Consider the following 19,188-nt stretch of genomic DNA (forward strand, 5'->3'; position numbering starts at 1 on the left):
AAGTATGGCGGCTCTCATTCTGTTCGGCGGCGGCGGCGATCTGGCGATGCGCATGCTGTTGCCCTCGCTCTATTTCCTCGAGCACGACGGGCTCCTGCCGGACGATCTCAAGATCATCGGCGCCGCCCGTTCCGATGAAACCGCCGACGAATATGTGGCCAAGGTCCATGACGCGGTGAAGGCCAAGGCCGAGGCGGACAAGGCCTGGGACGACCATAGCTGGGCCAAGATGAAGGCTCGCCTCGACTATCTGGCTGTGGACGCCACCGACCCCGCCAGCCTGAAGGGCCTCAAGGATCGCGTCGGCGACGGCGAGGTCACCTCCTTCCTGGCCGTCTCGCCCTCGCTGTACGGCCGCATCGTCACCGCCATGAAGACGGCCGGCCTGGCCGAGCGCAACTGCCGCATCGTGCTGGAGAAGCCGGTCGGGCGCGACCTCAAGTCCTTCCTCGAGATCGACGACGCCGTGGCCCACGCCTTCCGCGAGGACCAGGTGTTCCGCATCGACCACTATCTGGGCAAGGAGACGGTCCAGAACCTGACGGCGCTGCGCTTCGGCAACACCATCTTCGAGCCGCTGTGGAACAATCTGACGATCGACCACGTCCAGATCACCATTGGTGAAACGGTCGGCGTCGGCGACCGCTGGCCCTATTATGACGAATACGGAGCATTGCGCGACATGCTCCAGAACCACATGCTCCAGCTGCTGTGCCTGGTGGCCATGGAGCCGCCGTCAGACCTGGACCCCGAGTCGCTGCGCAACGAAAAGGTCAAGGTGCTGCGGTCCCTGCGCCCCATCACCCATGAGGACGCCGAGCGCGTCACCGTGCGCGGCCAGTATGTGGCGGGCGTGTCCGAGGGCAAGCCGGCCAAGGGCTATGACGAGGAGCGCGGCGCCGATTCCGACACCGAGACCTTCGTCGCCATCCGCGCCGACATCGACAACTGGCGCTGGGCCGGCGTGCCCTTCTTCATGCGGACCGGCAAACGCCTGCCCGAGAAGCGCACCGAGATCGTCATCCAGTTCAAGCCCGTCCCCCACTCCATCTTCGACAACGAAGAGGGCGAGGCGCCGGCCAACCGCATGATCATTGAGCTTCAGCCCGAGGAAGACATCTCCCTGACGGTGATGAACAAGCGCCCTGGCCTGGACAAGCGGATGCAACTCCAGCCCATCACCATGAGCCTGTCCTGGGGCGTCGACGGCAAGTCCGCCGCCCCGCCGCGTCGTCGCATCGCCTACGAACGTCTGCTGCTGGACGCCATGCACGGCGACTCCACCCTGTTCGTCCGTCGCGACGAAGCCGAACAGGCCTGGAAATGGGTGGACGAGGTCGCCGAGGCCTGGGCCGAGTCCGGCCTGAAGCCCGACGAATATGTCGCCGGCACCTGGGGCCCCGACAGCGCCGACATGCTGATGATGCGCACCGGCCGCGACTGGAACACCACCGATGTGTAATCTCATTCTTTCGTCATCCTCCGGCCGGCGCAGCCGGACCGGGGGACCCAGCGGCGCGCGAGAGCGCGAACCTGTCACGGACGAATTCGTATCCGCCATTTCGCCTGCGCTGCGCTACGGCGCCGCTGGGTCCCCCGGTCTGCGCCGCGAAGGCGCGGCTTGCCGGAGGATGACGAAAGGAAGGAACAGCCAATGACCCTCCCCATCGAAACCTTCCCCACCGTCGACGCCTGGGCCGAAGCCACCGCCGGCCGCCTGTCCGAGACCCTGGGCGCCGCCGTCCGCGACAATGGCCGGGCTGTCTTCGCCGGCCCCGGCGGCTCGACCCCCGCCCCGGTCTATCGCCGCCTCGCCGCGACCGATCTGGACTGGGCGAACATCGCCGTCACCCTGGTGGACGAGCGCTATGTCCCCGAGACCTCGCCAGAATCCAACGCCCGGCTGATCCGCGACACCCTGTTGCAGGACAAGGCCGCCGCCGGTCGGTTCATCCCCCTCTATACGCCCGAGGTCACGGTCGATCGCGCCGCCATTGTCGCCGCCCACGCCCTGGCGGCTGAGGGCGGACGTTTCGACGCAGTGCTTCTCGGCATGGGAGAGGATGGCCATATCTGCTCCATGTTCCCCGACAGCCCCACCCTGAAGACCCTGCTGACCCCGACGCTGAAGCCGACCGTCCTGGGCGTGCCCCACGGCCGCGACGGCGCCGCGCCGACGATCGAGCGCCTGTCGATCAACCTGGCCTATCTGATGTCCGCCGGCCGGGTCATCCTGGGCCTGAAGGGCGCCGCCAAACGCCGCGTGTTCGAAGAACAGGCCAAGGGCGACCCCAAGATCCAGCCCATCGCCGCCCTGATCGCCGCCGGCGTCCCGCTTGAAGTTCTGTACACGGAAGCCAGCTGACATGACCCTGCACCCCACGGTGGCCGCGGTCACCGCCCGGATCGTCGAGAAGAGCCGCGCTGCGCGCGCCGACTATCTGCGTCGCATGGACGCCGCCCGCGACAGCGGGACCGGCCGCGCCAAGCTGAGCTGCGCCAACTGGGCCCACGCCTTCGCCGGCCAGACCATCGCCGACAAACTCACGTCGATGGACGGGTCCAAGCCCAACCTGGGCATCGTCACCGCCTATAATGACATGCTGTCGGCCCACCAGCCGTTCGAGCGTTTCCCCGATGTGGTCCGCAAGGCCGTGCGGGAAGTCGGCGCCACGGCCCAGGTCGCCGGCGGCACCCCCGCCATGTGCGACGGCGTCACCCAGGGTCGTCCCGGCATGGAGCTGTCGCTGTTCAGCCGCGACGTCATCGCCATGTCCACCGGCGTGGCCCTGACCCATGACGCCTTCGACGCCGCCCTGATGCTGGGCGTCTGCGACAAGATCGTGCCCGGCCTGTTCATGGGCGCCCTGGCCTTCGGCCATCTGCCCGTCGTCTTCGCCCCCGCCGGCCCCATGCCCTCGGGCATTCCGAACGCGGAAAAGGCCCGCGTCCGCGCCGAGTACGCCCAGAACAAGGTCGATCGCCAGACACTGCTGGAAAGCGAGATCGGCTCCTATCACTCGCCCGGCACCTGCACCTTCTACGGCACGGCCAACTCCAATCAGATGATGATGGAGCTGGCGGGCCTGCACATGCCCTCGACCGCCTTCGTCCACCCGGACACCGGCCTGCGCGACGCCCTGACCGCCGCCGCCGCCAAGCGCGCCGTCGAACTGGCCCGCAGCGGCGAATGCCGCATGGCCGACGTCATCGACGAGAAGTCCATCGTCAACGCCATCGTCGCCCTTCTGGCCACCGGCGGCTCGACCAACCACGCCATCCACCTGGTCGCCATGGCGCGGGCGGCGGGCGTGCTGATCGACTGGACCGACATGGACGAGCTGTCGTCCGTCACCCCCCTGCTGGCCCGCGTCTATCCCAACGGCTCGGCCGATGTGAACGCCTTCCAGGCCGCCGGCGGCGTCGCCTTCGTGGCGCGTGAACTGGCCCAGGCCGGCCACATCCACTCCGACGTCACCACCATTATGGGCAAGGGCATCCACGCCTATTTCCAGGAACCGTCGATGGTCGATGGCCAGCTGGTCTGGCGCGACGGGGTCAAGGAAAGCCTCGATCTCGACATCCTGCGCCCCGCCTCCAACCCCTTCGACAAGGAGGGCGGTCTGCGCCTGGTCAAGGGCGACCTGGGCCGCGCGGTCATCAAGGTCTCGGCGGTCAAGCCCGAGAACCGCATCGTCGAGGCCCCCGCCGCCGTCTTCGAAACCCAGGAAGACGCGCTTCAGGCCTTCAAGGACGGCAAGCTCTACCGCGACGTGGTCGTGGTCCTGCGCTTCCAGGGCCCCAAGGCCAACGGCATGCCCGAACTGCACAGCCTGTCGCCCGCCCTGTCGATCATCCAGGACAAGGGGTTCAAGGTCGCCTTCGTCACCGACGGCCGCATGTCGGGCGCCAGCGGCAAGACCCCCGCCGCCATTCACGTCAGCCCTGAGGCCCTCGCCGGCGGCCCCCTGGCCCATGTGAAGGACGGCGACATCATCCGTCTGGACGCCGAGGCCGGGGTTCTGACCACGGTGGGCGTCGACGGCCTGACCGCCCGCCCCGCCGCCGCTCGCGGCGACGCCAACGCCGCCGGCTCAGCCTGGGGCTATGGCCGCGAGCTGTTCGGCGCCTTCCGCCACGTCGTCACCACGGCTGAAGAAGGCGCCACCGTCTGCTTCGCCTTCCCCAGCGGCGCCCAATCGCATACGGACACGCCACCCGATCCCAACTTCGTCGACCGGACCGTGGACGCCTGATCCGACGCACCGACCCGCAGGAAAGACTTTATGACTGACAAGACCCTTCTCGTCGGAGACGTCGGCGGCACCAATGCGCGCTTCGCCGTCGCCCGCATGGTGGACGGCCGTCCCGTACTGGACCACCACGAAAGCTTCCCGGCCGAGACCTATCCGACCTTCCTGGAAGGCGTCGCCGCCTTCATCGACGGCTGCGAAGTCAAGCCGACCGGCGGCGTCATCGCCGTGGCCGGTCCGGTCACGGACGGCGAGATCGACCTGACCAACTCGCCCTGGCGCGTGTCCGAGGCCGAGCTTCAGACCCTGGGTCTGAAACCCGTCAAGCTGATCAACGATTTCGAGGCCCTGGCCTGGGGCGCCCCCGTGGTGCCGGAAGACCAGCTGGAAAGCCTGGGCGGCCCCGTAGACGGCGACCCCCACGCCACCGTGGCGGTCCTGGGTCCGGGCACCGGCTTCGGCGTCTCGGCCCTGATCCGCGACGCCCACGGCAAGGAAATGGCCATGCCGTCGGAAGGCGGCCACGCCTGTTTCCCTCCCGGCGATCCGGTCGAGGACGAGATCCTGCGCATCCTGCGCCGCCGCTATGACCGCGTCTCCATCGAACGCCTGATCTGCGGCCCCGGCCTGCTGAACATGCACCGCGCCCTGGCCGAAATCGACGGACGCGAGACCCATATCGAGGATCCGGCCGAGATCACCAAGGACGCCCTGGCCGATCCCAACAGCCCGTGCGGCGCGACCCTGGCCCGCTTCTGCGCCATCCTGGGCGCCGTGGCCGGCGACATCGCCCTGACCACGGGCGCGCGCGGCGGCGTCTATATCGCCGGCGGCATCGTCCCGCGCATCCTGCCCTTCATCAAGACCAGCCCCTTCCGCCAGAGGTTCGAGCGCAAGGGCCGGTTCAAGGACTATATGTCCGAAATCCCGACCAAGGTGATCATGCACAAACACGCCGCGCTTCTGGGCGCCGCGCGGGTCGCCTTCGCCGAATCCGAGGGCTGAGGCAGACCTTGGCCCGCATCAGCCCCCGTCGTTCGCGGCGGGGGCTTTTCGCGCCTCACCCGGTCTTCGGCGGCCACGGCACGAAGGCGCTGGTCCGTTTCACATAGTCCGCATACCCCGGCCGCGACCTGTTGATCGCCTTCTCGGTAATCCCGATCCCCGACCAGCGCGTCAGGGTGAAGGTCAGGAAGATCGGCCCGGCGATCGACCACAGACCCACGCCCGTCTCGGCCGCGATCAGCCACAGCCCCCACCAGACGCAGGCGTCGCCGAAATAGTTCGGATGCCGCGTATAGCGCCACAGGCCGGTGTCCAGCACCCTGCCCTTGTTGGCCGGATCGCGCTTGAACGCCGCCAACTGGGCGTCGCCGACGCTCTCGAATACAATCCCGACCACCGCCAGCAACGCCCCGACCCCGGCGACGACGCCCAGCCCCGGCTGAGGGGCGACCTGCCCCAACTGCACCGGCAGCGACGTCAGCCAGGCCAGCACGGCCTGGGGCAGAAACACGAACAACAGCGCCGTCTTGCCAAACGACCAGCCGTGGGACTTTTCCTGATCCTCGACGATCTGCACATACCGCCCATCCGCCCCGCTGGCCCGCCAGCGGCGGAACAGATGCCAGCCCAGCCGCAACGCCCAGACCGCGCACAGCCCCACCAGCAGCGCCTTGCGCGCCGGATCGCCCTCGGCGCGCGGCAGGGTCGCCAGGGCCAGCAACAACATGCCCAACGGCCAGACCGCATCGATGAAACTGACGTCCTTCAGCTTCAGCGCGACCCGCCATAGGCCGAGCATCACGGCGACGATCAGGGCCAGGTTCAGTCCCAGCAGGATGAGGATGTCGGTCAGGGTCATGGGCCTGATACGGCGGCGGTCCAGCGATGGATGGCGCCTAGGCCGGTTCAACCACCGTCAGCTCCGGCCACCGCCCCCGCGCATTCTCGACAGTCTTGACCCAGCCCTTGGCCAGCGGCCGGTTCGGGTTCGGCCGCACGACCATGGCGAACACATCCTCCAGACCGAACGGCGCCGCCACGGTGATCGTGTCGTCCGCTTCCAGCCGCACCCCGACGGCGAAGGTGGGGGCCACGAACCGGCCCAGGGCTTCGTCGGTCGCGTGCAACGGTTCATAGGGCTCGCCGAACCGGTTCTGGAACCACAGGTGCACCCGCGCCTGATTGCGGACCTCGACCTGGCTGCGGAAGGGTTCGTCGAAGGCGGCGGCGACCTGTTTGATCACCACGTCCTCGGCCTCGTACGACAGGTCCGACCCGTCGAAATAGGCCAGGTCGTAATCCTTGATCCCGTATCCCGACGGCCGTCCCGTCCTGGCGTTCCACACCGCCTGATAGACGGCGCCCGACACCAGCCGCCAGTCGGGCAGATCCAGCGCCCGCACCGTCCGCAAGACGTGCATCAGGCCGGGATCGGCGCGGACGATTTCGATCAGTCTTTCAGCTAATTTGGGGCTCAGGGCGTCGCTCATCCCCACGCCTTAGCCTCCCGATCCGTTCAGCGGGAGACCTCGCGCGCCGTCATCCACAGATGCGCGCCACCCTACCCCCGTCATCCCAGGGCTTGTCCCTGGGATCCATACGCCCGGTATCGACGACGGCGCACTGCGTGGAAACACCGGGCGTATGGATCCTCGCCACAGGGGCGAGGATGACGATACTTGGTGCAAAGCCTGCGCCGCACCGGCCAGCTATGAGACCACCGACCGGCCCCTACGCGCACAATTTCCGAGATAAGCCTTTAGCAATTCAGAGACTTGCGTATTTGTTCGACGAAATACCCGGCGCCCATTCAGCCCCGCTTACAATGGCGGCTCGGTCTTTGACATCGCCAGATACCCATACAAGCCGCCAGGTGGCACAGTGCCATTTCGGCTATGAGATTTTCGCTTCCAACACAGCCACTTACGAGACGTGGCGCAAATGGCGCCCTATTTTAGCGCCACGCCATTCGCCCCTAGCCCCGCACCGGCCAGCCGTGATCCAGCGGCCCATGCCCGCCGCCCAGGCCGGGCGCCCGCCGGATGGCCTCGCCAACATAGGCCCAGGCTTCCGCCACCGCGACCTCCAGCGGCCGGCCCAGGGCCAGGCCCGCCGCGCACGCGCTGGCCAGGGTGCAGCCGGTGCCGTGGGTGTGGCGGGTGTCGATCCGTTCGGCTTCCAGCACCGTCTCCCCGTCGGCCGTCATCAACAGGTCGATCACCGTCGGCCCGTCCACATGACCGCCCTTCATCAGCACGGCCCGGGCGCCCAGTTTCAGCAGGGCCTCGCCCGCCCGCCTCTGACCGTCGATGTCGCGCACCGCCAGCCCGGTCAGGGCCTCGGCCTCGGGCGCATTGGGGGTCAGCAGGGCCGCGCGCGGGATCATCAGGGTCCGGACCGCCTCGACCGCCGCATCGGGCAATAGCGGATGGCCGCCCTTGGCCACCATGACCGGATCGACCACCGCCGGGGCCTTGGCCTCGTCCAGCAGGGCCGCCACCGTCTCGACCACCTCGACCGAGCCCAGCATGCCGGTCTTGACCGCATCGGTCCCTATATCCTCCAGCACCGCCCGCGCCTGGGCCGCGATCAGGTCCAGCGGCAGGGGGTGGACCCCATGAACCCCCAGGGTGTTCTGCACCGTGATCGCCGTGATCGCCGTGGCGGCGAACCCGCCCATCATCGTCACCGCCTTGATGTCGGCCTGGACGCCCGCGCCGCCGCCGCTGTCCGACCCCGCCAGGATCAAGACCCTGCCCCGATGAAGACTCATGCCTGCGCCCCCGAGAACAACTTCAGGCCCACGATCCCCGCCACGATCAGCAGGATGCACACCGCCCGCACCGCCGTCGCCGGCTCGCCATAGACGACGATCCCGACCAGGGCCGCGCCCACCGCCCCGATCCCGGTCCAGATCACATAGGCCGTGCCGATCGGCAGCTTCTGCGTCGCCACCCACAGCAGGACCATGCTGGCCGCCAGCGCGACCAGCACGCCCAGCGAGGTCAGCGGCCTTTGCAGGCTGACGTTCTTGAGGCCGGACGCCCACAGCACTTCCAGCAGACCGGCGACGACCAGCGTCACCCACGGATTGATCGACAGGATCCAGGACATGCCGACCAGATGGCCCAGTCGGCTCATCGGAGCAAGCATGGAGCAGGCAAGCGGATCACTCCGCCGCCGCCACCGCCGCCTGAAGCTTCAGCGCCTGAACCGTCTCGCGCACATCATGGACCCGCACCATCCGCGCCCCGCGCCGCGCCCCCTCCAGCGCCAGGGCCAGCGAGCCGCCCAGCCGGTCGGTCGCCTCCACCGCCGTCGCATCAACCGCTTGGACCGTCCGCTTGCGGCTGGCGGCGTACAGCACCGGGAAGCCCAGCTCGACCAGCGCGCCCAGCCGCGCCGTCAGCGCCATATTGTGGTCCAGCGTCTTGCCGAACCCAATGCCCGGATCCAGCCAGATCCGCTCACGCGCCACCCCCGCCGCCACCGCCGCCTCGGCCCGCTCGCGCAGATAGGCGACCACCTCGCCCACCACCTCGTCATAGCGGGGATCGGCCTGCATGGTCCGGGGTTCCCCCCTCATGTGCATCAGCACCACCTCGCACCCCAGCTCGGCCGCAACCGCCAGGCTGTCGGACGCATGGGTCAGGGCCGTCACGTCGTTCCACATGGCCGCCCCCGCCGCCACGGCGGCCCGAGCCACCGCCGGCTTCATCGTATCCACGCTGATCAGGCCGGCCCACCGCGCGCGAACCGCAGCGATCACCGGCGCGACCCGGTCGATCTCCTCGGCCTCGCCCACCGGCTCCGCCCCCGGCCGAGTGCTCTCGCCCCCAATGTCCAGCACCTCCGCCCCCTGCTCGACCAGCCGCATCGCCTGGTCCACAGCCGCCTGCGTCGACGCCCACCGCCCCCCGTCGGAGAAGCTGTCGGGCGTGACGTTGACGATGCCCATGACCTGAACCGTCATCCCGGCCTCCCGATCAGCCCGCCCAGCGCGTCCAGATAGGCCGCGAAGGCCTTGCGCCCCTCAGGCGTGATCGACACCCGGGTCAGGGGCTTGTTGTTCACGAAACTCTTGGCCACGGCGACATAGCCGGCCTCCTCCAGCTTCTTGATATGGACCGACAGATTACCCTGCGTCGCCTCCAGCACCGTCTTCAGCTCGGTGAAGTCGGCCGCCTCCGCATCGGCCAGATAGACCATGATCCCCAGCCGCATGCGGCCGTGGATGACCTCGTCGATCCGCCCCAGGTCGTTCAGCCCCATGGGTCAGCCGGCGTCCGCATCGACGGTGCGCTTCTTCAGCGACTCGCGGGTAATGATCCAACCCGGCCCCGCGAACAGCAGGAACAGCGCCGCCGTGGCGACATACAGATAGATCAGCGGCTGGCGCACCAGCAGGCCCAGCGCCACCGCCGTCGCCCACCCGCCCAGCGACGCCGCCAGCATCCAGCCCTTCTTCTTCAGGGTCCAGGCCACGTACCAGGCCGCTGACTGAAGGGCGAAGATCATGGCCGGGTAATAGAGCCAGACGGCGAAATCCTCGTCCCGCGCCGCGCCGAAACCGAAGACGATGATGATGGCCAGATTGGCCATGCCCGCCCCGCTGAAGGCCGCGTTCAAGGTCCGGGTCACGATGGGGCTGGCCTTGGGTCGCTTGCGGTCTTCGCGGATGGCCCAGACCATCACCACCAGAAAGGCGACGGTGATCCCGGCGACGAAGGCCAGGCTGACCGGCCCCGACCAGCGGACGATGCCCAGGGACTGGCCGATGTGGACCAGGCACTGAAGCCCGTACAACAGGCCGCCGGCCAGATACATGACCCCCATGGTCAGGGTCGCGCGCGGATCGCCCCCGCCCTGGACGATTGAACGGAGGAAGGCCAGGTCGGCCTCGGGCGTGCTGCGGGACGTGTCGATCATCGATGATTCCTCTGCGGCGGGCGCGTCACTCGGATGGACGCGGCGGCCGGGGTTGGCAAGCTATTCGGCGGGAGACAGGACGGGCGCGGGGCTGCGCCGCCAGGGAACCCGGCGTCCGTTCAGCCAGCGGCCCATGAAGCTATGGCGGATCAGCAGTTCATAGGTCGCCAGACAGACGGCCAGCACCCCCAGCGACACCCCCGCCAGCTTGGCCGGCCAGGGCGCGTCCCAGTCCTGCACCCAGACCTGGGCCAGCATGACCAGCGGCAGGTGCAGGATGTAGACCCAGTAGGAGGCGTCGGCGAAGTAGCGCCGGACGGAGCTGTATCCGGACAGGAAGCGCAGGCACAGGCCGGTCGCCGCCAGGGCCGAGGCATAGACGGCGACGGCGACCACGGCGGCGGCGACCGCCTTGGCCGGGGTCGGATCGGCCATGGGCTCAAGGCTGGGTCCGCCCGCCAGCCGCCATGACCACACGCCCGCGACCACCGCCAGGATCAGATAGACCGGCCAGAAGCCGGCGAGCCGCTCCAGCAGGTCGCGACGGCGGTCCAGCAGGAAGCCCAGGACAAAGGCGCCGCCGAAGCCGACGAGGGCGGCTGTATGCGGAACCAGTCCGGTATCCGGCGTCGGCACGGCGAAGAAGGCGATCCACTTGGGGTCCAGCCAGAAGGCCAGCGCCAGCGGGGCGGCCAGGATGAAGGGCGTCTGCCAGCCGATCAGAACCCCGGTGAGGCGATCGACTCCGCGCCCCCAGCCTCCGGCCCGATCCAGGGCGGCGAAGGGCGCCCTCAGCACCAGGGCCGCGATGCAGAACAGGCTGAGCAGATACAGGAACCACAGATGGGTCAGCGGGAAATTGGTCCAGTCATGGGTCGGCGGCGGCGGCGGCGGGGCGCCGGGCGTGACCAGGCCGTTGACGTGGGCGTTCCACACCAGGGCGACGATGATCCCCGCCAACACCGGCAGCCAGAAGACCGCCAGCGGCCCGGCGATGCGAGCCGCGCGATCCTTGGCGAAGCCCCGCCAACCGCGGCGCGCCAGCATCAGATGGGCGAACAGGCCGGCGATCAGAAAGAAGGCCGTCATCCGGAACAGGTGGATGGCGAAGAACAGCCCCGCCGCCCAGATCGAACGGCTGTCGTCCGCCACGATCCAGATCTGCTGCGGAAAGAAGGACAGGCTGGCGTGCACCACCACCCCCAGCAACAGGGCCCCGCCCCTCAAGGCGTCCAGCCCGTGCAGGCGCTCGGACCGCTCGATTTCAGATGCCGACATGAGACCTCCTCCCTGATGGTGAAAGCCATATCCCACAGACTAGTCTGTTTTGCAAACTAGTTCATCAGCTTTCTCCCCTCTCCCCCCTCATCGTCACTTTCCGATCCTCATCCCAGGGCCTTGCGGCGCCGCTGTCCGGTTTAGTTTTTGGGGACGGGGCGCCGCGAGGGCGAGGATGACGGGTGGGGTTTGAGAGCCTAAGCCCCCACGATCACCGCCAGCAGCCGCGCCCGCTCATCCGCCGTATACGGAACCGCAGGCCCCCGCCCCCAGACCGGATCGGGCCACAGACCGTCGTCGCGGCGGCGGCCGACCATATGAACATGCAACTGCGCCGTCACATTGCCGATGGCCCCCACGTTCAGCTTTTCGACCGCGCCCAGCCGTCGGACCAGTTGGCCCGCCCGCACCGTCTCTTCCATCAGCGCGCCCCGCTGTTCGACGCTCAGATCCTCCAGCTCCACCGCTCCCGCGACGCGCGGGATCAGGATCAGCCAGGGGAAGCGGGCGTCGTCCTGAAGCCGCACATGGCACAACGGCCATTCCGCGGCGGCGACGGAGCCGGCTTCGAAGGCGGGGTCTGGACGAAAGTCGGTCATCGGGGCTCCTGAAGGCGCGTCAGCCAGCCTTGCAGCGCCGCCTTTGCGGGTCTAGACCGCCCGCACGATTAATCCCCATTCGCACACGCAATAAACGGAGACATCCATGGCTCGCGCGAAGATCGCCCTCATCGGCGCCGGCATGATCGGCGGCACCCTGGCCCACGTGGCCGCGCGCGAAGCGCTGGGCGACGTGATCCTGTTCGACATCGCTGAAGGCACCCCCCAGGGCAAGGCGCTGGACATCGCCGAGGCCACCGCCGTCTTCGGCTCGGACGTGGCCCTGAAGGGCGCCAACGACTACGCCGACATCGCGGGCGCCGACGTCTGCATCGTCACCGCCGGCGTGCCGCGCAAGCCGGGCATGAGCCGCGACGACCTGATCGGCATCAACCTGAAGGTCATGAAGGCCGTCGGCGAGGGCATCAAGGCCCACGCCCCCAACGCCTTCGTCATCTGCATCACCAACCCGCTCGACGCCATGGTCTGGGCCCTGCAGAAGTTCTCGGGCCTGCCCAAGGAGAAGGTCGTCGGCATGGCCGGCGTGCTCGACTCGGCGCGCTTCGCCTACTTCCTGGCTGAAAAGACCGGCGTCTCGGTTCAGGACATCCACGCCTGGACCTTGGGCGGTCACGGCGACGACATGGTGCCGATGGTGCGCCACTCCACCGTCGGCGGCCTGCCCCTGCCCGACGCGGTCGCGGCCGGCTTCCTGTCGCAGGACGAGCTGGACGCCATCGTCGACCGCACCCGCAAGGGCGGCGGCGAGATCGTGGCCCTGCTGAAGACCGGCTCGGCCTTCTACGCCCCGGCCGAAAGCGCGATTGCGATGGCCAAGTCCTACCTGCTGGACCAGAAGCGCGTCCTGCCCTGCGCCGTCTGGCTGTCGGGCGAATACGGCCTGTCGGACCTCTATGTCGGCGTCCCGGCCATGATCGGCGCCGCCGGCGTCGAAAAGGTGATCGAGTTCACCACCAACGACGACGAAAAGGCGATGTTCGAAAAGTCCGTCGCCTCGGTCCAGGGCCTGCTGCAAGCCTGCAAGGATATCGACGCCTCGCTGGCTTAGGCGATCATCCAGATCGAATGACGAAGGGCCTGCGGATCGCTCCGCAGGCCTTTTTTCTTTCTTCCTTCTCCCGTGGGAGACCTCTGCGGAATGAGGCATTTGACTGGGAGGGTCTCGTCGCCGAGGTCACGGGTCTGTCGGACAGGCGATGTTGATCGCCTGTTGGGGCGTTGTCGGCGGCCTTGGCTGGGCGTTGGACGCAACTCGGCTGTCAGGTCGCCGGCAATCCTGCGACGCGGCGTAGGTTGAACACTGTGGCCAGACGGAAGATGTCGGCGAGGTTCACGGCGAAGCTGGTTGATCGGGCGCGGGCGTAGCCGAACACCCGCCGGGCAGTTCCGAACACCTGCTCGACCACGGCCCGGCGCTTGGCGATCAGCTTGTTCCTCTGGGTCTGCCAGTAGGGCAAGGCCTTCTGGTGCTTGTGCGAGCGGTGGCAGATGCGATCCTTGCACCCGCGTGCCTTCAATCGGGCGCGCCGTCCTTTGTGCTCGTAGCCCTTGTCGGCATAGACCGCCTTCTCGTCGCCCTGGATCAGCGTCTCGGCCACCAGGCTCTCGCCGACATGGGCCGGGGTCAGCACCACGGCCCGGATCAGGTTGAAGCCCTGGTCGGTGGCCACGTGCAGCCGATAGCCAAAGTGGCTCTTGCCGTTCTTGCGCGTCCAGCTGGCCCCGGGTTCGCGCTCCAGCCCCGCGCCCGCGCCCTGCTTGATGTCGGGCTTGCGCGACGCCGCCGCCAGCAGGGTGGCGTCCATCAGCGTGCCGCTGCGAACGATCAGGCCCCGCGCGTCCAACTGGCGGTTCACCTCCTCGAAACAGGCCTGCATCACCCCTTCCTGGCCGCCGTCAGGCGGAACCGGCAGATCGTCGTCTCGTCCGGCGTCGCCTCATCCAGGCCCAGCCCGCAGAAGCGCCGGAACGACAGGCGATCGGTCAGCGCCTCTTCCAAGCCCGGGTCCGAAAGGCCGTAGAGCATCTGCAGATACAAAGCCCGGATCATCGCGCTGGCCCGGTAGGGCTTGCGCCCCAACCTGCCCGCATGGACCTGCTCGGCCAGCTTCTCCAGCGGGGCCCAGTCGATCACCTTGCCAATGGCGTCCAGTCGCGCGTTCGTCCCCAATCTCGGATCGACCAACGTCTCAGCCAAGCTCAACTGCTGATCGGCCATAACCGCCCCTCGCTTCTACGGATCCCGTCACAGATAGAGAATCACGACCCCGCCCCGCTGGGAATCACATCCCCGCAACACCCCAAATGTTTCGCAGAGGTCTCCGTGGGGAGAAGGTGGCCCGCAGGGCCGGATGAGGGGACCGCCGGTGGGCCAGTTCGCACCCCCTTGCCCCTCACCCTTTCGCGCGAAACCCGATCGCTACGCTCTCGGGCGCTCAAGCCCTCTCCCGCTGGGAGAGGGATCTACTCCCGCACGTGAGCCAGCCAGTCCTTGCTCTGCATCTCGTTGAACCGCGACACCGTCCGTTCGAACTCGAACGCCCCCACCCCTTCGGTATAGAGGGCCTCGGGCCGGGCGGCGGCCAGGACGATCAGCTTGGTCTTGGCCTCGTACAGGGCGTCCACCAGGGTCACCAGGCGGCGCGCCTCGTGGTGGTTGGCCGAACTCAGGATCGGCACCTCCTCCAGGAACAGGGTGTGGAACCGTTCGGCGATGGCCAGATAGTCCTGCGGCCCCAGCGGCCGGCCGCACAGGTCCGCAAAGCTGGCCCGCGCCATCGACCCCACCGTCCGCTCCACCACGACATCGCGCCCCAGGACGGTCAGATGCGCCGGTTCTTCCGGCTCGCCCCCCTTCAGCTCGCGCCACAGGTCTTCGAACCCGGCGCGGTCGTCCGGCGTATGCCAGACCTGGGCCGAACTCAGCCGGTCCAGCCGCCAGTCGCGCGCCCCCGCCGTCTCGACCACGGCGCACCGGTCGCGGAGGATGTCGATGAAAGGGACGAACAGCTGGCGGTTGATGCCGTTCTTGTAAAGGTCCTCGGGCGCCCGGTTCGAGGTGATGGCCAGCACCACCTTATCCTCGAACAGAGCCTCGAACAGCCGGCCCAGGATCATGGCGTCGGCGATGTCCGTTACCTGAAGCTCGTCGAAACACAGCAGCCGGGCTTCGGACGCGATCAGCTTGGCGATGGGGGGAATGGGATCGTCGCCCTTGTGCGTCCCGAACACGGCCTTGCGGGTCTTCGCATCCCCCTCGCGCCACTGGCGCACCAGGTCGTGGATCCGGGCCATGAAGGCGTGGAAATGGGCGCGCGTTTTCCGGGGCTCGGGCGTTGCGGAATAGAACAGGTCCATCAGCATGGACTTGCCCCGTCCCGGCGGTCCCCACAGATAGATCCCCTTCACCTCGGGGGCGCGCCCAAACAGGCCCCGTTTAGCCAGATCGACCTCCAGCCGCTCCAGGGCGACAATGACGGAGGCCTGGGCCGGATCGGGCGTCAGCACGCCCTCTTCCACGCGGATGTCGTAGGCGTTTCGGATGCGGGAGGTCATGAGCCCCCACATAAGGCCCCACCGGCCGAAAAGCGATTGCTTCGCGGCTGCGAACGCCTATTTGCAGGGCCATCACTACAATGCGCTCAAGCAGCGAGGTCCCGAGGGCCGAGCGGTAGCGCGTCCGAAGGACAAGAAATATGGGTTATCGCGTCGCGATCGTCGGGGCCACGGGCAATGTGGGCCGCGAAATGCTGAACATCCTCGAGGAGCTGGAATTCCCCGTCGATGAAATCCACGCCATCGCCTCGCGCAAGTCCAAGGGGGTCGAGGTCTCGTTCGGCGACAAGACCATCAAATGCCAGGACATCGAACAGTTCGACTTCTCCAAGGTCGATCTGGTCCTGATGTCGGCCGGCGGCGAAGTCTCGCGCGCCTGGTCCGAGAAGATCGGCAAGGCTGGCCCCATCGTGATCGACAACTCCTCGGCCTTCCGCAAGGACGCCGACGTGCCCCTGATCGTGCCCGAGGTGAACCCCGACGCGGTCAAGGACGCCAAGAAGAAGAACATCATCGCCAACCCCAACTGCTCGACCATTCAGCTGGTTACGGCGCTGAAGCCCCTGCACGACGCGGCCAAGATCAAACGGGTGGTGGTCTCGACCTATCAGTCGGTGTCCGGCGCCGGCAAGGAAGGCATGGACGAGCTGTGGAACCAGACCAAGGCCATCTACGGCCTGGGCGACGCCCGTCCGAAGAAGTTCCCGAAACAGATCGCCTTCAACGTCATCCCCTACATCGGTTCCTTCCTCGAGGACGGCTCGACCGACGAGGAGCAGAAGATGTCGGACGAGACCCACAAGATGCTGGACCCCGACATCAAGGTCACGGTCACCTGCGTGCGGGTGCCGGTCTTCGTCGGCCACTCCGAAGCCGTGAACATCGAGTTCGACCGCCCCATCGCCCCGGACGAGGCCCGCGCCATCCTGCGCGAGGCGCCGGGCGTTCTGGTCATCGATAAGCAGGAGCACGACGGCTATATCACCCCCGTCGACGCCGCCGGCGAACACGGCGTCTATGTCAGCCGCATCCGCAAGGATCCGACCGTCGAGAACGGCCTGAACCTGTGGATCGTGTCCGACAACCTGCGCAAGGGCGCCGCCCTGAACGCCGTCCAGATCGCCCAGCTGCTGGACGAGACCGGCGTCATCACCTCGTCGTCGGGGTATCGTTCGATCACGGTGTAATTTCTTTCGTCATCCTCCGGCGCGCGCAGCGCGACCGGGGGACCCAGCGGCGCGCGTGAGCGCGAACCTGTCGCGGACACGATTTCGGCCGTCATGCTGCTGGGAGATTTCGCCTTCGGCGCCGCTGGGTTCCCCGGTCTGCGCCGCGAAGGCGCGGCTTGCCGGAGAATGACGAAAGTGAAGTTGAGTCCCCCATGACCGCCCCCACCCCCAACGATCCCCGCGCGGTCGCCACCGCCATCGCCTGCTACAGCCTGTGGGGCCTCTTGCCCCTGCTGTTCATGGCCATGGCCGCCCATGGCTTCGGCGCGCCCGAGATCCTGGCCCACCGGGCCGTCTGGTCGGTGTTCGTGGCGGGCCTGTTCCTGCTGCTGGCGGGCCAGTGGGGCGAGGCGCGGCGGGTGCTGGCCACGCCGCGCACCCTGGCCTGGCTGACCCTGTCGGCGGCGATGATCGCCACCAACTGGAGCCTCTACGTCTTCGCCACCACCCAGCATGCGACGCTGGAGGCCAGCCTCGGCTATTATATCAATCCGCTGCTGAACATGGCGGCGGGGGCGGTGTTGTTCCGTGAACGGATCGACCGCTGGAGTGCCGTCGCCATCGCCCTGGCCGCGGTCGGGGTGGTGATCCAGACCATAGCCCTAGGCCATGTGCCGATCATCGGCCTGACCCTGGCCATCACCTTCTGCGCCTATGCGGTGATCCGAAAGCGGGTGCCCGCCTCGGCCCAGACCGGCCTGTTCGTCGAATGTCTGTTGCTGCTGCCCATCGGCGCCCTGTTCCTGGCCTGGCTGGCCACGCACGGTCAGGCGACGGGTTTCGCCTCGCCCGCAGGTCTGGCCTGGGCCCTGGTCAACGGCCCGGCGACGGTCATTCCCCTGGTGCTGTTCGCCTGGTCGGCGCGGCGCCTGCCCCTGTCCACCCTCGGCTTCATCCAGTTCCTGGCCCCCACGCTCCAGTTCGCCTGTGGCGTCTGGGCGGGCGAGGCCCTGACCCCGCTGCGGATCGTCTCCTTCGTCTTCATCTGGGCCGGGGCCGGCGTCTTTGCGCTTGGGGCTGCACAGCGGTCGCGCGCCGCAAGACGCGCCATGGCTCTGTCCGAAACGGTCTAGAACGCCCCGTACAGCGCCTCCAGCAGCCGCCGGGGGCGCGGGTCGCCGATCAGGTGCGGCGACTGGCGCGTCATCACATAGGCGGCCGACAGGCGGCGCGACGGATCGGCCATGGCCATCGACCCGCCCCAGCCATAGTGGCCGAAGGATTCGCCCGGCCCGAAGACGTTCAGCCCGTCGTTGCGCATCAGGCCCGCCGCCCAGCTGATCACATAGGGCAGCACCTTGTCCTGGCCGTGGATCCGCTCGCGCGTCAGGTCGCGCAGCACGCCTTTCGACAGCAGCCGCCGCCCGTCCAGCATCCCGTCATTGGCCACAACGCCCAGCATCCGGGCCAGACCGGCCGCCGTGGCGTGCATATTGGCCGAGGGGATCTCCATCTTGCGCCATTCGGTCGAGCCGCGCCCGCCCGGCGCCGAGCCCCGGTCCAGGAAGGCCGCCTGTTTGATGGGGTCCACCGTCCCCAGGCTGGGCGCCGCCGAGGGTTTGCGCATCTGGGCCACCCGCCCGTGCTGGTCCTCGGGCAGGCCGATCCACAGGTCCAGATCGGCGAAGTCGGCGCGCAGGGCCTGGCCCATGGTCCGCCCCGTCGTCAGGCGGAACACCTCATTGGCCAGATAGCCGACCGTGACCGGATGATAGCCCGAGGCCGTACCCGGCGCCCACATCGGCGCCTGGGCCGCCAGCCGGGCGTTGACCGCCGCCGGATCGAACCACAGCGACGGCTCCACCGCCTCGGAAAAGCCGGGCAGGCCCGCCTGGTGGCTCATCAGCTGGGCGACCGTGACCTTGTCCTTCCCCGCCTGGCCAAAGGCGGGCCAGATCTGCGAGACCTTCTCGTCATAGGCCAGCTTGCCCGCCTCAACCGCCGTAGCCATCAGCAGGGCCATCACCGCCTTGCCGGTCGAAAACACCGGGGTCAGGGTGTCCTCGGCGAAGGGCGCCGTCTTCGCCGTATCGGCATGCCCCGCCCACAGATCGACGACCGGCGCCCCCTCGATCATCACACAGAACCGCGCCCCCACCTCATTCAGCCCCTCGGGCGCCTCGGTGAAATTGGCGGCGAAAGCGTCCTTCACCGCCGCGAAACGCGGATCACAGACGCCATGGATGTCGAGAGCTTCGGTCATGGAGGCGTTCATAGACCGCCCCCTACCTGCGGGGGAAGGGCCGTCGCGCCCCCTCCGTCGCCTACGGCGACACCTCCCCCAGAGGGGGAGGATTTCGGTGTTGCGCTCCTCCCCCT

At 68.0% G+C, this 19,188-nt stretch carries 19 protein-coding genes and 1 pseudogene; 7 read left to right on the forward strand and 13 right to left on the reverse strand.

Features of this window, described 5'->3' with window-relative positions; translation table 11 throughout:
- Positions 1-4 precede the first annotated feature (4 nt).
- From zwf to glk, 4 genes and pseudogenes are all read left to right on the forward strand, one after another.
- Entirely contained in the window at positions 5-1,462 is a 1,458-nt protein-coding gene (gene zwf / locus OU998_RS15985) for a glucose-6-phosphate dehydrogenase (RefSeq protein ID WP_267514645.1), read from the forward strand.
- Between the two features lie 192 nt (positions 1,463-1,654).
- On the forward strand, positions 1,655-2,365 hold the full coding sequence (pgl, locus tag OU998_RS15990) for a 6-phosphogluconolactonase (RefSeq protein ID WP_267514646.1): 711 nt from the start codon (positions 1,655-1,657) through the stop codon (positions 2,363-2,365).
- Between the two features lies 1 nt (position 2,366).
- Complete coding sequence (gene edd, locus OU998_RS15995; protein WP_267514647.1) at positions 2,367-4,256, forward strand: phosphogluconate dehydratase; 1,890 nt, start codon at positions 2,367-2,369, stop codon at positions 4,254-4,256.
- A 21-nt stretch (positions 4,257-4,277) separates the two neighbouring features.
- Positions 4,278-5,258, forward strand: a pseudogene (gene glk, locus OU998_RS16000) (glucokinase); the annotation flags it as partial.
- A gap of 55 nt (positions 5,259-5,313) precedes the next feature.
- Here the strand turns inward: glk and OU998_RS16005 are convergent.
- From OU998_RS16005 to OU998_RS16045, 9 genes are all read right to left on the reverse strand, one after another.
- The gene (locus OU998_RS16005; RefSeq protein WP_267514648.1) at positions 5,314-6,117 is read right to left on the reverse strand and encodes a DUF1295 domain-containing protein; all 804 of its coding nucleotides are present in this window, start codon (positions 6,115-6,117) and stop codon (positions 5,314-5,316) included.
- A gap of 37 nt (positions 6,118-6,154) precedes the next feature.
- A complete protein-coding gene (locus tag OU998_RS16010; protein WP_267514649.1) occupies positions 6,155-6,748 on the reverse strand; it encodes a nucleotidyltransferase family protein in 594 nt (197 codons plus the stop codon).
- Positions 6,749-7,233: 485 nt separating this feature from the next.
- Positions 7,234-8,031, reverse strand: coding sequence for a bifunctional hydroxymethylpyrimidine kinase/phosphomethylpyrimidine kinase (thiD, locus tag OU998_RS16015; RefSeq protein WP_267514650.1), 798 nt, complete (start codon positions 8,029-8,031; stop codon positions 7,234-7,236).
- Positions 8,028-8,372, reverse strand: a complete 345-nt coding sequence (locus OU998_RS16020; RefSeq protein WP_267516829.1) for a DMT family transporter — start codon at positions 8,370-8,372, stop codon at positions 8,028-8,030. Before OU998_RS16020 ends, thiD begins: the two co-directional genes overlap by 4 nt.
- Positions 8,373-8,427: 55 nt before the next feature.
- Complete coding sequence (folP, locus tag OU998_RS16025) at positions 8,428-9,231, reverse strand: dihydropteroate synthase (protein ID WP_267514651.1); 804 nt, start codon at positions 9,229-9,231, stop codon at positions 8,428-8,430.
- Positions 9,228-9,530 (reverse strand): winged helix-turn-helix domain-containing protein, encoded by a 303-nt coding sequence (locus OU998_RS16030; RefSeq protein ID WP_267514652.1) that lies wholly within the window; start codon positions 9,528-9,530, stop codon positions 9,228-9,230. The genes folP and OU998_RS16030 overlap by 4 nt, the downstream gene beginning before the upstream one ends.
- Before the next feature lie 3 nt (positions 9,531-9,533).
- Entirely contained in the window at positions 9,534-10,187 is a 654-nt protein-coding gene (locus tag OU998_RS16035) for a hypothetical protein (RefSeq protein ID WP_267514653.1), read from the reverse strand.
- Positions 10,188-10,247: 60 nt separating this feature from the next.
- Positions 10,248-11,465, reverse strand: a complete 1,218-nt coding sequence (locus OU998_RS16040; RefSeq protein ID WP_267514654.1) for an acyltransferase family protein — start codon at positions 11,463-11,465, stop codon at positions 10,248-10,250.
- A 197-nt stretch (positions 11,466-11,662) separates the two neighbouring features.
- Positions 11,663-12,064 (reverse strand): HIT domain-containing protein, encoded by a 402-nt coding sequence (locus OU998_RS16045; RefSeq protein WP_267514655.1) that lies wholly within the window; start codon positions 12,062-12,064, stop codon positions 11,663-11,665.
- 106 nt (positions 12,065-12,170) lie between these two features.
- Between OU998_RS16045 and mdh the strand changes: the two genes are divergently transcribed.
- A complete protein-coding gene (gene mdh / locus OU998_RS16050) occupies positions 12,171-13,133 on the forward strand; it encodes a malate dehydrogenase (protein ID WP_267514656.1) in 963 nt (320 codons plus the stop codon).
- Between the two features lie 211 nt (positions 13,134-13,344).
- On the opposite strand, the gene OU998_RS16055 is transcribed toward mdh, so the two are convergent.
- From OU998_RS16055 to zapE, 3 genes are all read right to left on the reverse strand, one after another.
- A complete protein-coding gene (locus OU998_RS16055) occupies positions 13,345-13,962 on the reverse strand; it encodes an IS5 family transposase (protein ID WP_267514657.1) in 618 nt (205 codons plus the stop codon).
- Positions 13,962-14,303 carry a transposase gene (locus OU998_RS16060; RefSeq protein WP_267514658.1) on the reverse strand — a complete coding sequence of 114 codons (342 nt, stop codon included), beginning with the start codon at positions 14,301-14,303 and terminating at the stop codon, positions 13,962-13,964. The genes OU998_RS16055 and OU998_RS16060 overlap by 1 nt, the downstream gene beginning before the upstream one ends.
- 245 nt (positions 14,304-14,548) lie before the next feature.
- Positions 14,549-15,640: a cell division protein ZapE gene (gene zapE / locus OU998_RS16065; protein ID WP_267514659.1), complete on the reverse strand. Its 1,092-nt coding sequence runs from the start codon at positions 15,638-15,640 to the stop codon at positions 14,549-14,551.
- A gap of 140 nt (positions 15,641-15,780) precedes the next feature.
- Between zapE and OU998_RS16070 the strand changes: the two genes are divergently transcribed.
- Positions 15,781-16,827 carry an aspartate-semialdehyde dehydrogenase gene (locus tag OU998_RS16070; RefSeq protein WP_267514660.1) on the forward strand — a complete coding sequence of 349 codons (1,047 nt, stop codon included), beginning with the start codon at positions 15,781-15,783 and terminating at the stop codon, positions 16,825-16,827.
- A 194-nt stretch (positions 16,828-17,021) separates the two neighbouring features.
- A complete protein-coding gene (rarD, locus tag OU998_RS16075; protein WP_267514661.1) occupies positions 17,022-17,942 on the forward strand; it encodes an EamA family transporter RarD in 921 nt (306 codons plus the stop codon).
- Here rarD and OU998_RS16080 read toward each other — a convergent pair.
- Positions 17,939-19,072 (reverse strand): serine hydrolase domain-containing protein, encoded by a 1,134-nt coding sequence (locus OU998_RS16080; RefSeq protein WP_267514662.1) that lies wholly within the window; start codon positions 19,070-19,072, stop codon positions 17,939-17,941. The two genes, rarD and OU998_RS16080, sit on opposite strands and share 4 nt — an antisense overlap.
- Positions 19,073-19,188 lie beyond the last annotated feature (116 nt).

The organism is Brevundimonas sp. SL130, from assembly GCF_026625805.1.
In the GTDB taxonomy this organism is placed as follows: Bacteria; Pseudomonadota; Alphaproteobacteria; order Caulobacterales; family Caulobacteraceae; genus Brevundimonas.

What these genes read in the sequence shown, in the direction of transcription:
- OU998_RS16080 (WP_267514662.1), bottom strand. Translation starts at nt 19,072, where the DNA reads ATGACCGAAGCTCTCGACATCCATGGCGTCTGTGATCCGCGTTTCGCG.
- rarD (WP_267514661.1), top strand. Translation starts at nt 17,022, where the DNA reads ATGACCGCCCCCACCCCCAACGATCCCCGCGCGGTCGCCACCGCCATC.
- OU998_RS16070 (WP_267514660.1), top strand. Translation starts at nt 15,781, where the DNA reads ATGGGTTATCGCGTCGCGATCGTCGGGGCCACGGGCAATGTGGGCCGC.
- OU998_RS16010 (WP_267514649.1), bottom strand. Translation starts at nt 6,748, where the DNA reads ATGAGCGACGCCCTGAGCCCCAAATTAGCTGAAAGACTGATCGAAATC.
- OU998_RS16040 (WP_267514654.1), bottom strand. Translation starts at nt 11,465, where the DNA reads ATGTCGGCATCTGAAATCGAGCGGTCCGAGCGCCTGCACGGGCTGGAC.
- OU998_RS16060 (WP_267514658.1), bottom strand. Translation starts at nt 14,303, where the DNA reads ATGGCCGATCAGCAGTTGAGCTTGGCTGAGACGTTGGTCGATCCGAGA.
- OU998_RS16005 (WP_267514648.1), bottom strand. Translation starts at nt 6,117, where the DNA reads ATGACCCTGACCGACATCCTCATCCTGCTGGGACTGAACCTGGCCCTG.
- zapE (WP_267514659.1), bottom strand. Translation starts at nt 15,640, where the DNA reads ATGACCTCCCGCATCCGAAACGCCTACGACATCCGCGTGGAAGAGGGC.
- mdh (WP_267514656.1), top strand. Translation starts at nt 12,171, where the DNA reads ATGGCTCGCGCGAAGATCGCCCTCATCGGCGCCGGCATGATCGGCGGC.
- OU998_RS16035 (WP_267514653.1), bottom strand. Translation starts at nt 10,187, where the DNA reads ATGATCGACACGTCCCGCAGCACGCCCGAGGCCGACCTGGCCTTCCTC.
- OU998_RS16030 (WP_267514652.1), bottom strand. Translation starts at nt 9,530, where the DNA reads ATGGGGCTGAACGACCTGGGGCGGATCGACGAGGTCATCCACGGCCGC.
- pgl (WP_267514646.1), top strand. Translation starts at nt 1,655, where the DNA reads ATGACCCTCCCCATCGAAACCTTCCCCACCGTCGACGCCTGGGCCGAA.
- OU998_RS16020 (WP_267516829.1), bottom strand. Translation starts at nt 8,372, where the DNA reads ATGTCCTGGATCCTGTCGATCAATCCGTGGGTGACGCTGGTCGTCGCC.
- thiD (WP_267514650.1), bottom strand. Translation starts at nt 8,031, where the DNA reads ATGAGTCTTCATCGGGGCAGGGTCTTGATCCTGGCGGGGTCGGACAGC.
- edd (WP_267514647.1), top strand. Translation starts at nt 2,367, where the DNA reads ATGACCCTGCACCCCACGGTGGCCGCGGTCACCGCCCGGATCGTCGAG.
- zwf (WP_267514645.1), top strand. Translation starts at nt 5, where the DNA reads ATGGCGGCTCTCATTCTGTTCGGCGGCGGCGGCGATCTGGCGATGCGC.
- OU998_RS16055 (WP_267514657.1), bottom strand. Translation starts at nt 13,962, where the DNA reads ATGCAGGCCTGTTTCGAGGAGGTGAACCGCCAGTTGGACGCGCGGGGC.
- OU998_RS16045 (WP_267514655.1), bottom strand. Translation starts at nt 12,064, where the DNA reads ATGACCGACTTTCGTCCAGACCCCGCCTTCGAAGCCGGCTCCGTCGCC.
- folP (WP_267514651.1), bottom strand. Translation starts at nt 9,231, where the DNA reads ATGACGGTTCAGGTCATGGGCATCGTCAACGTCACGCCCGACAGCTTC.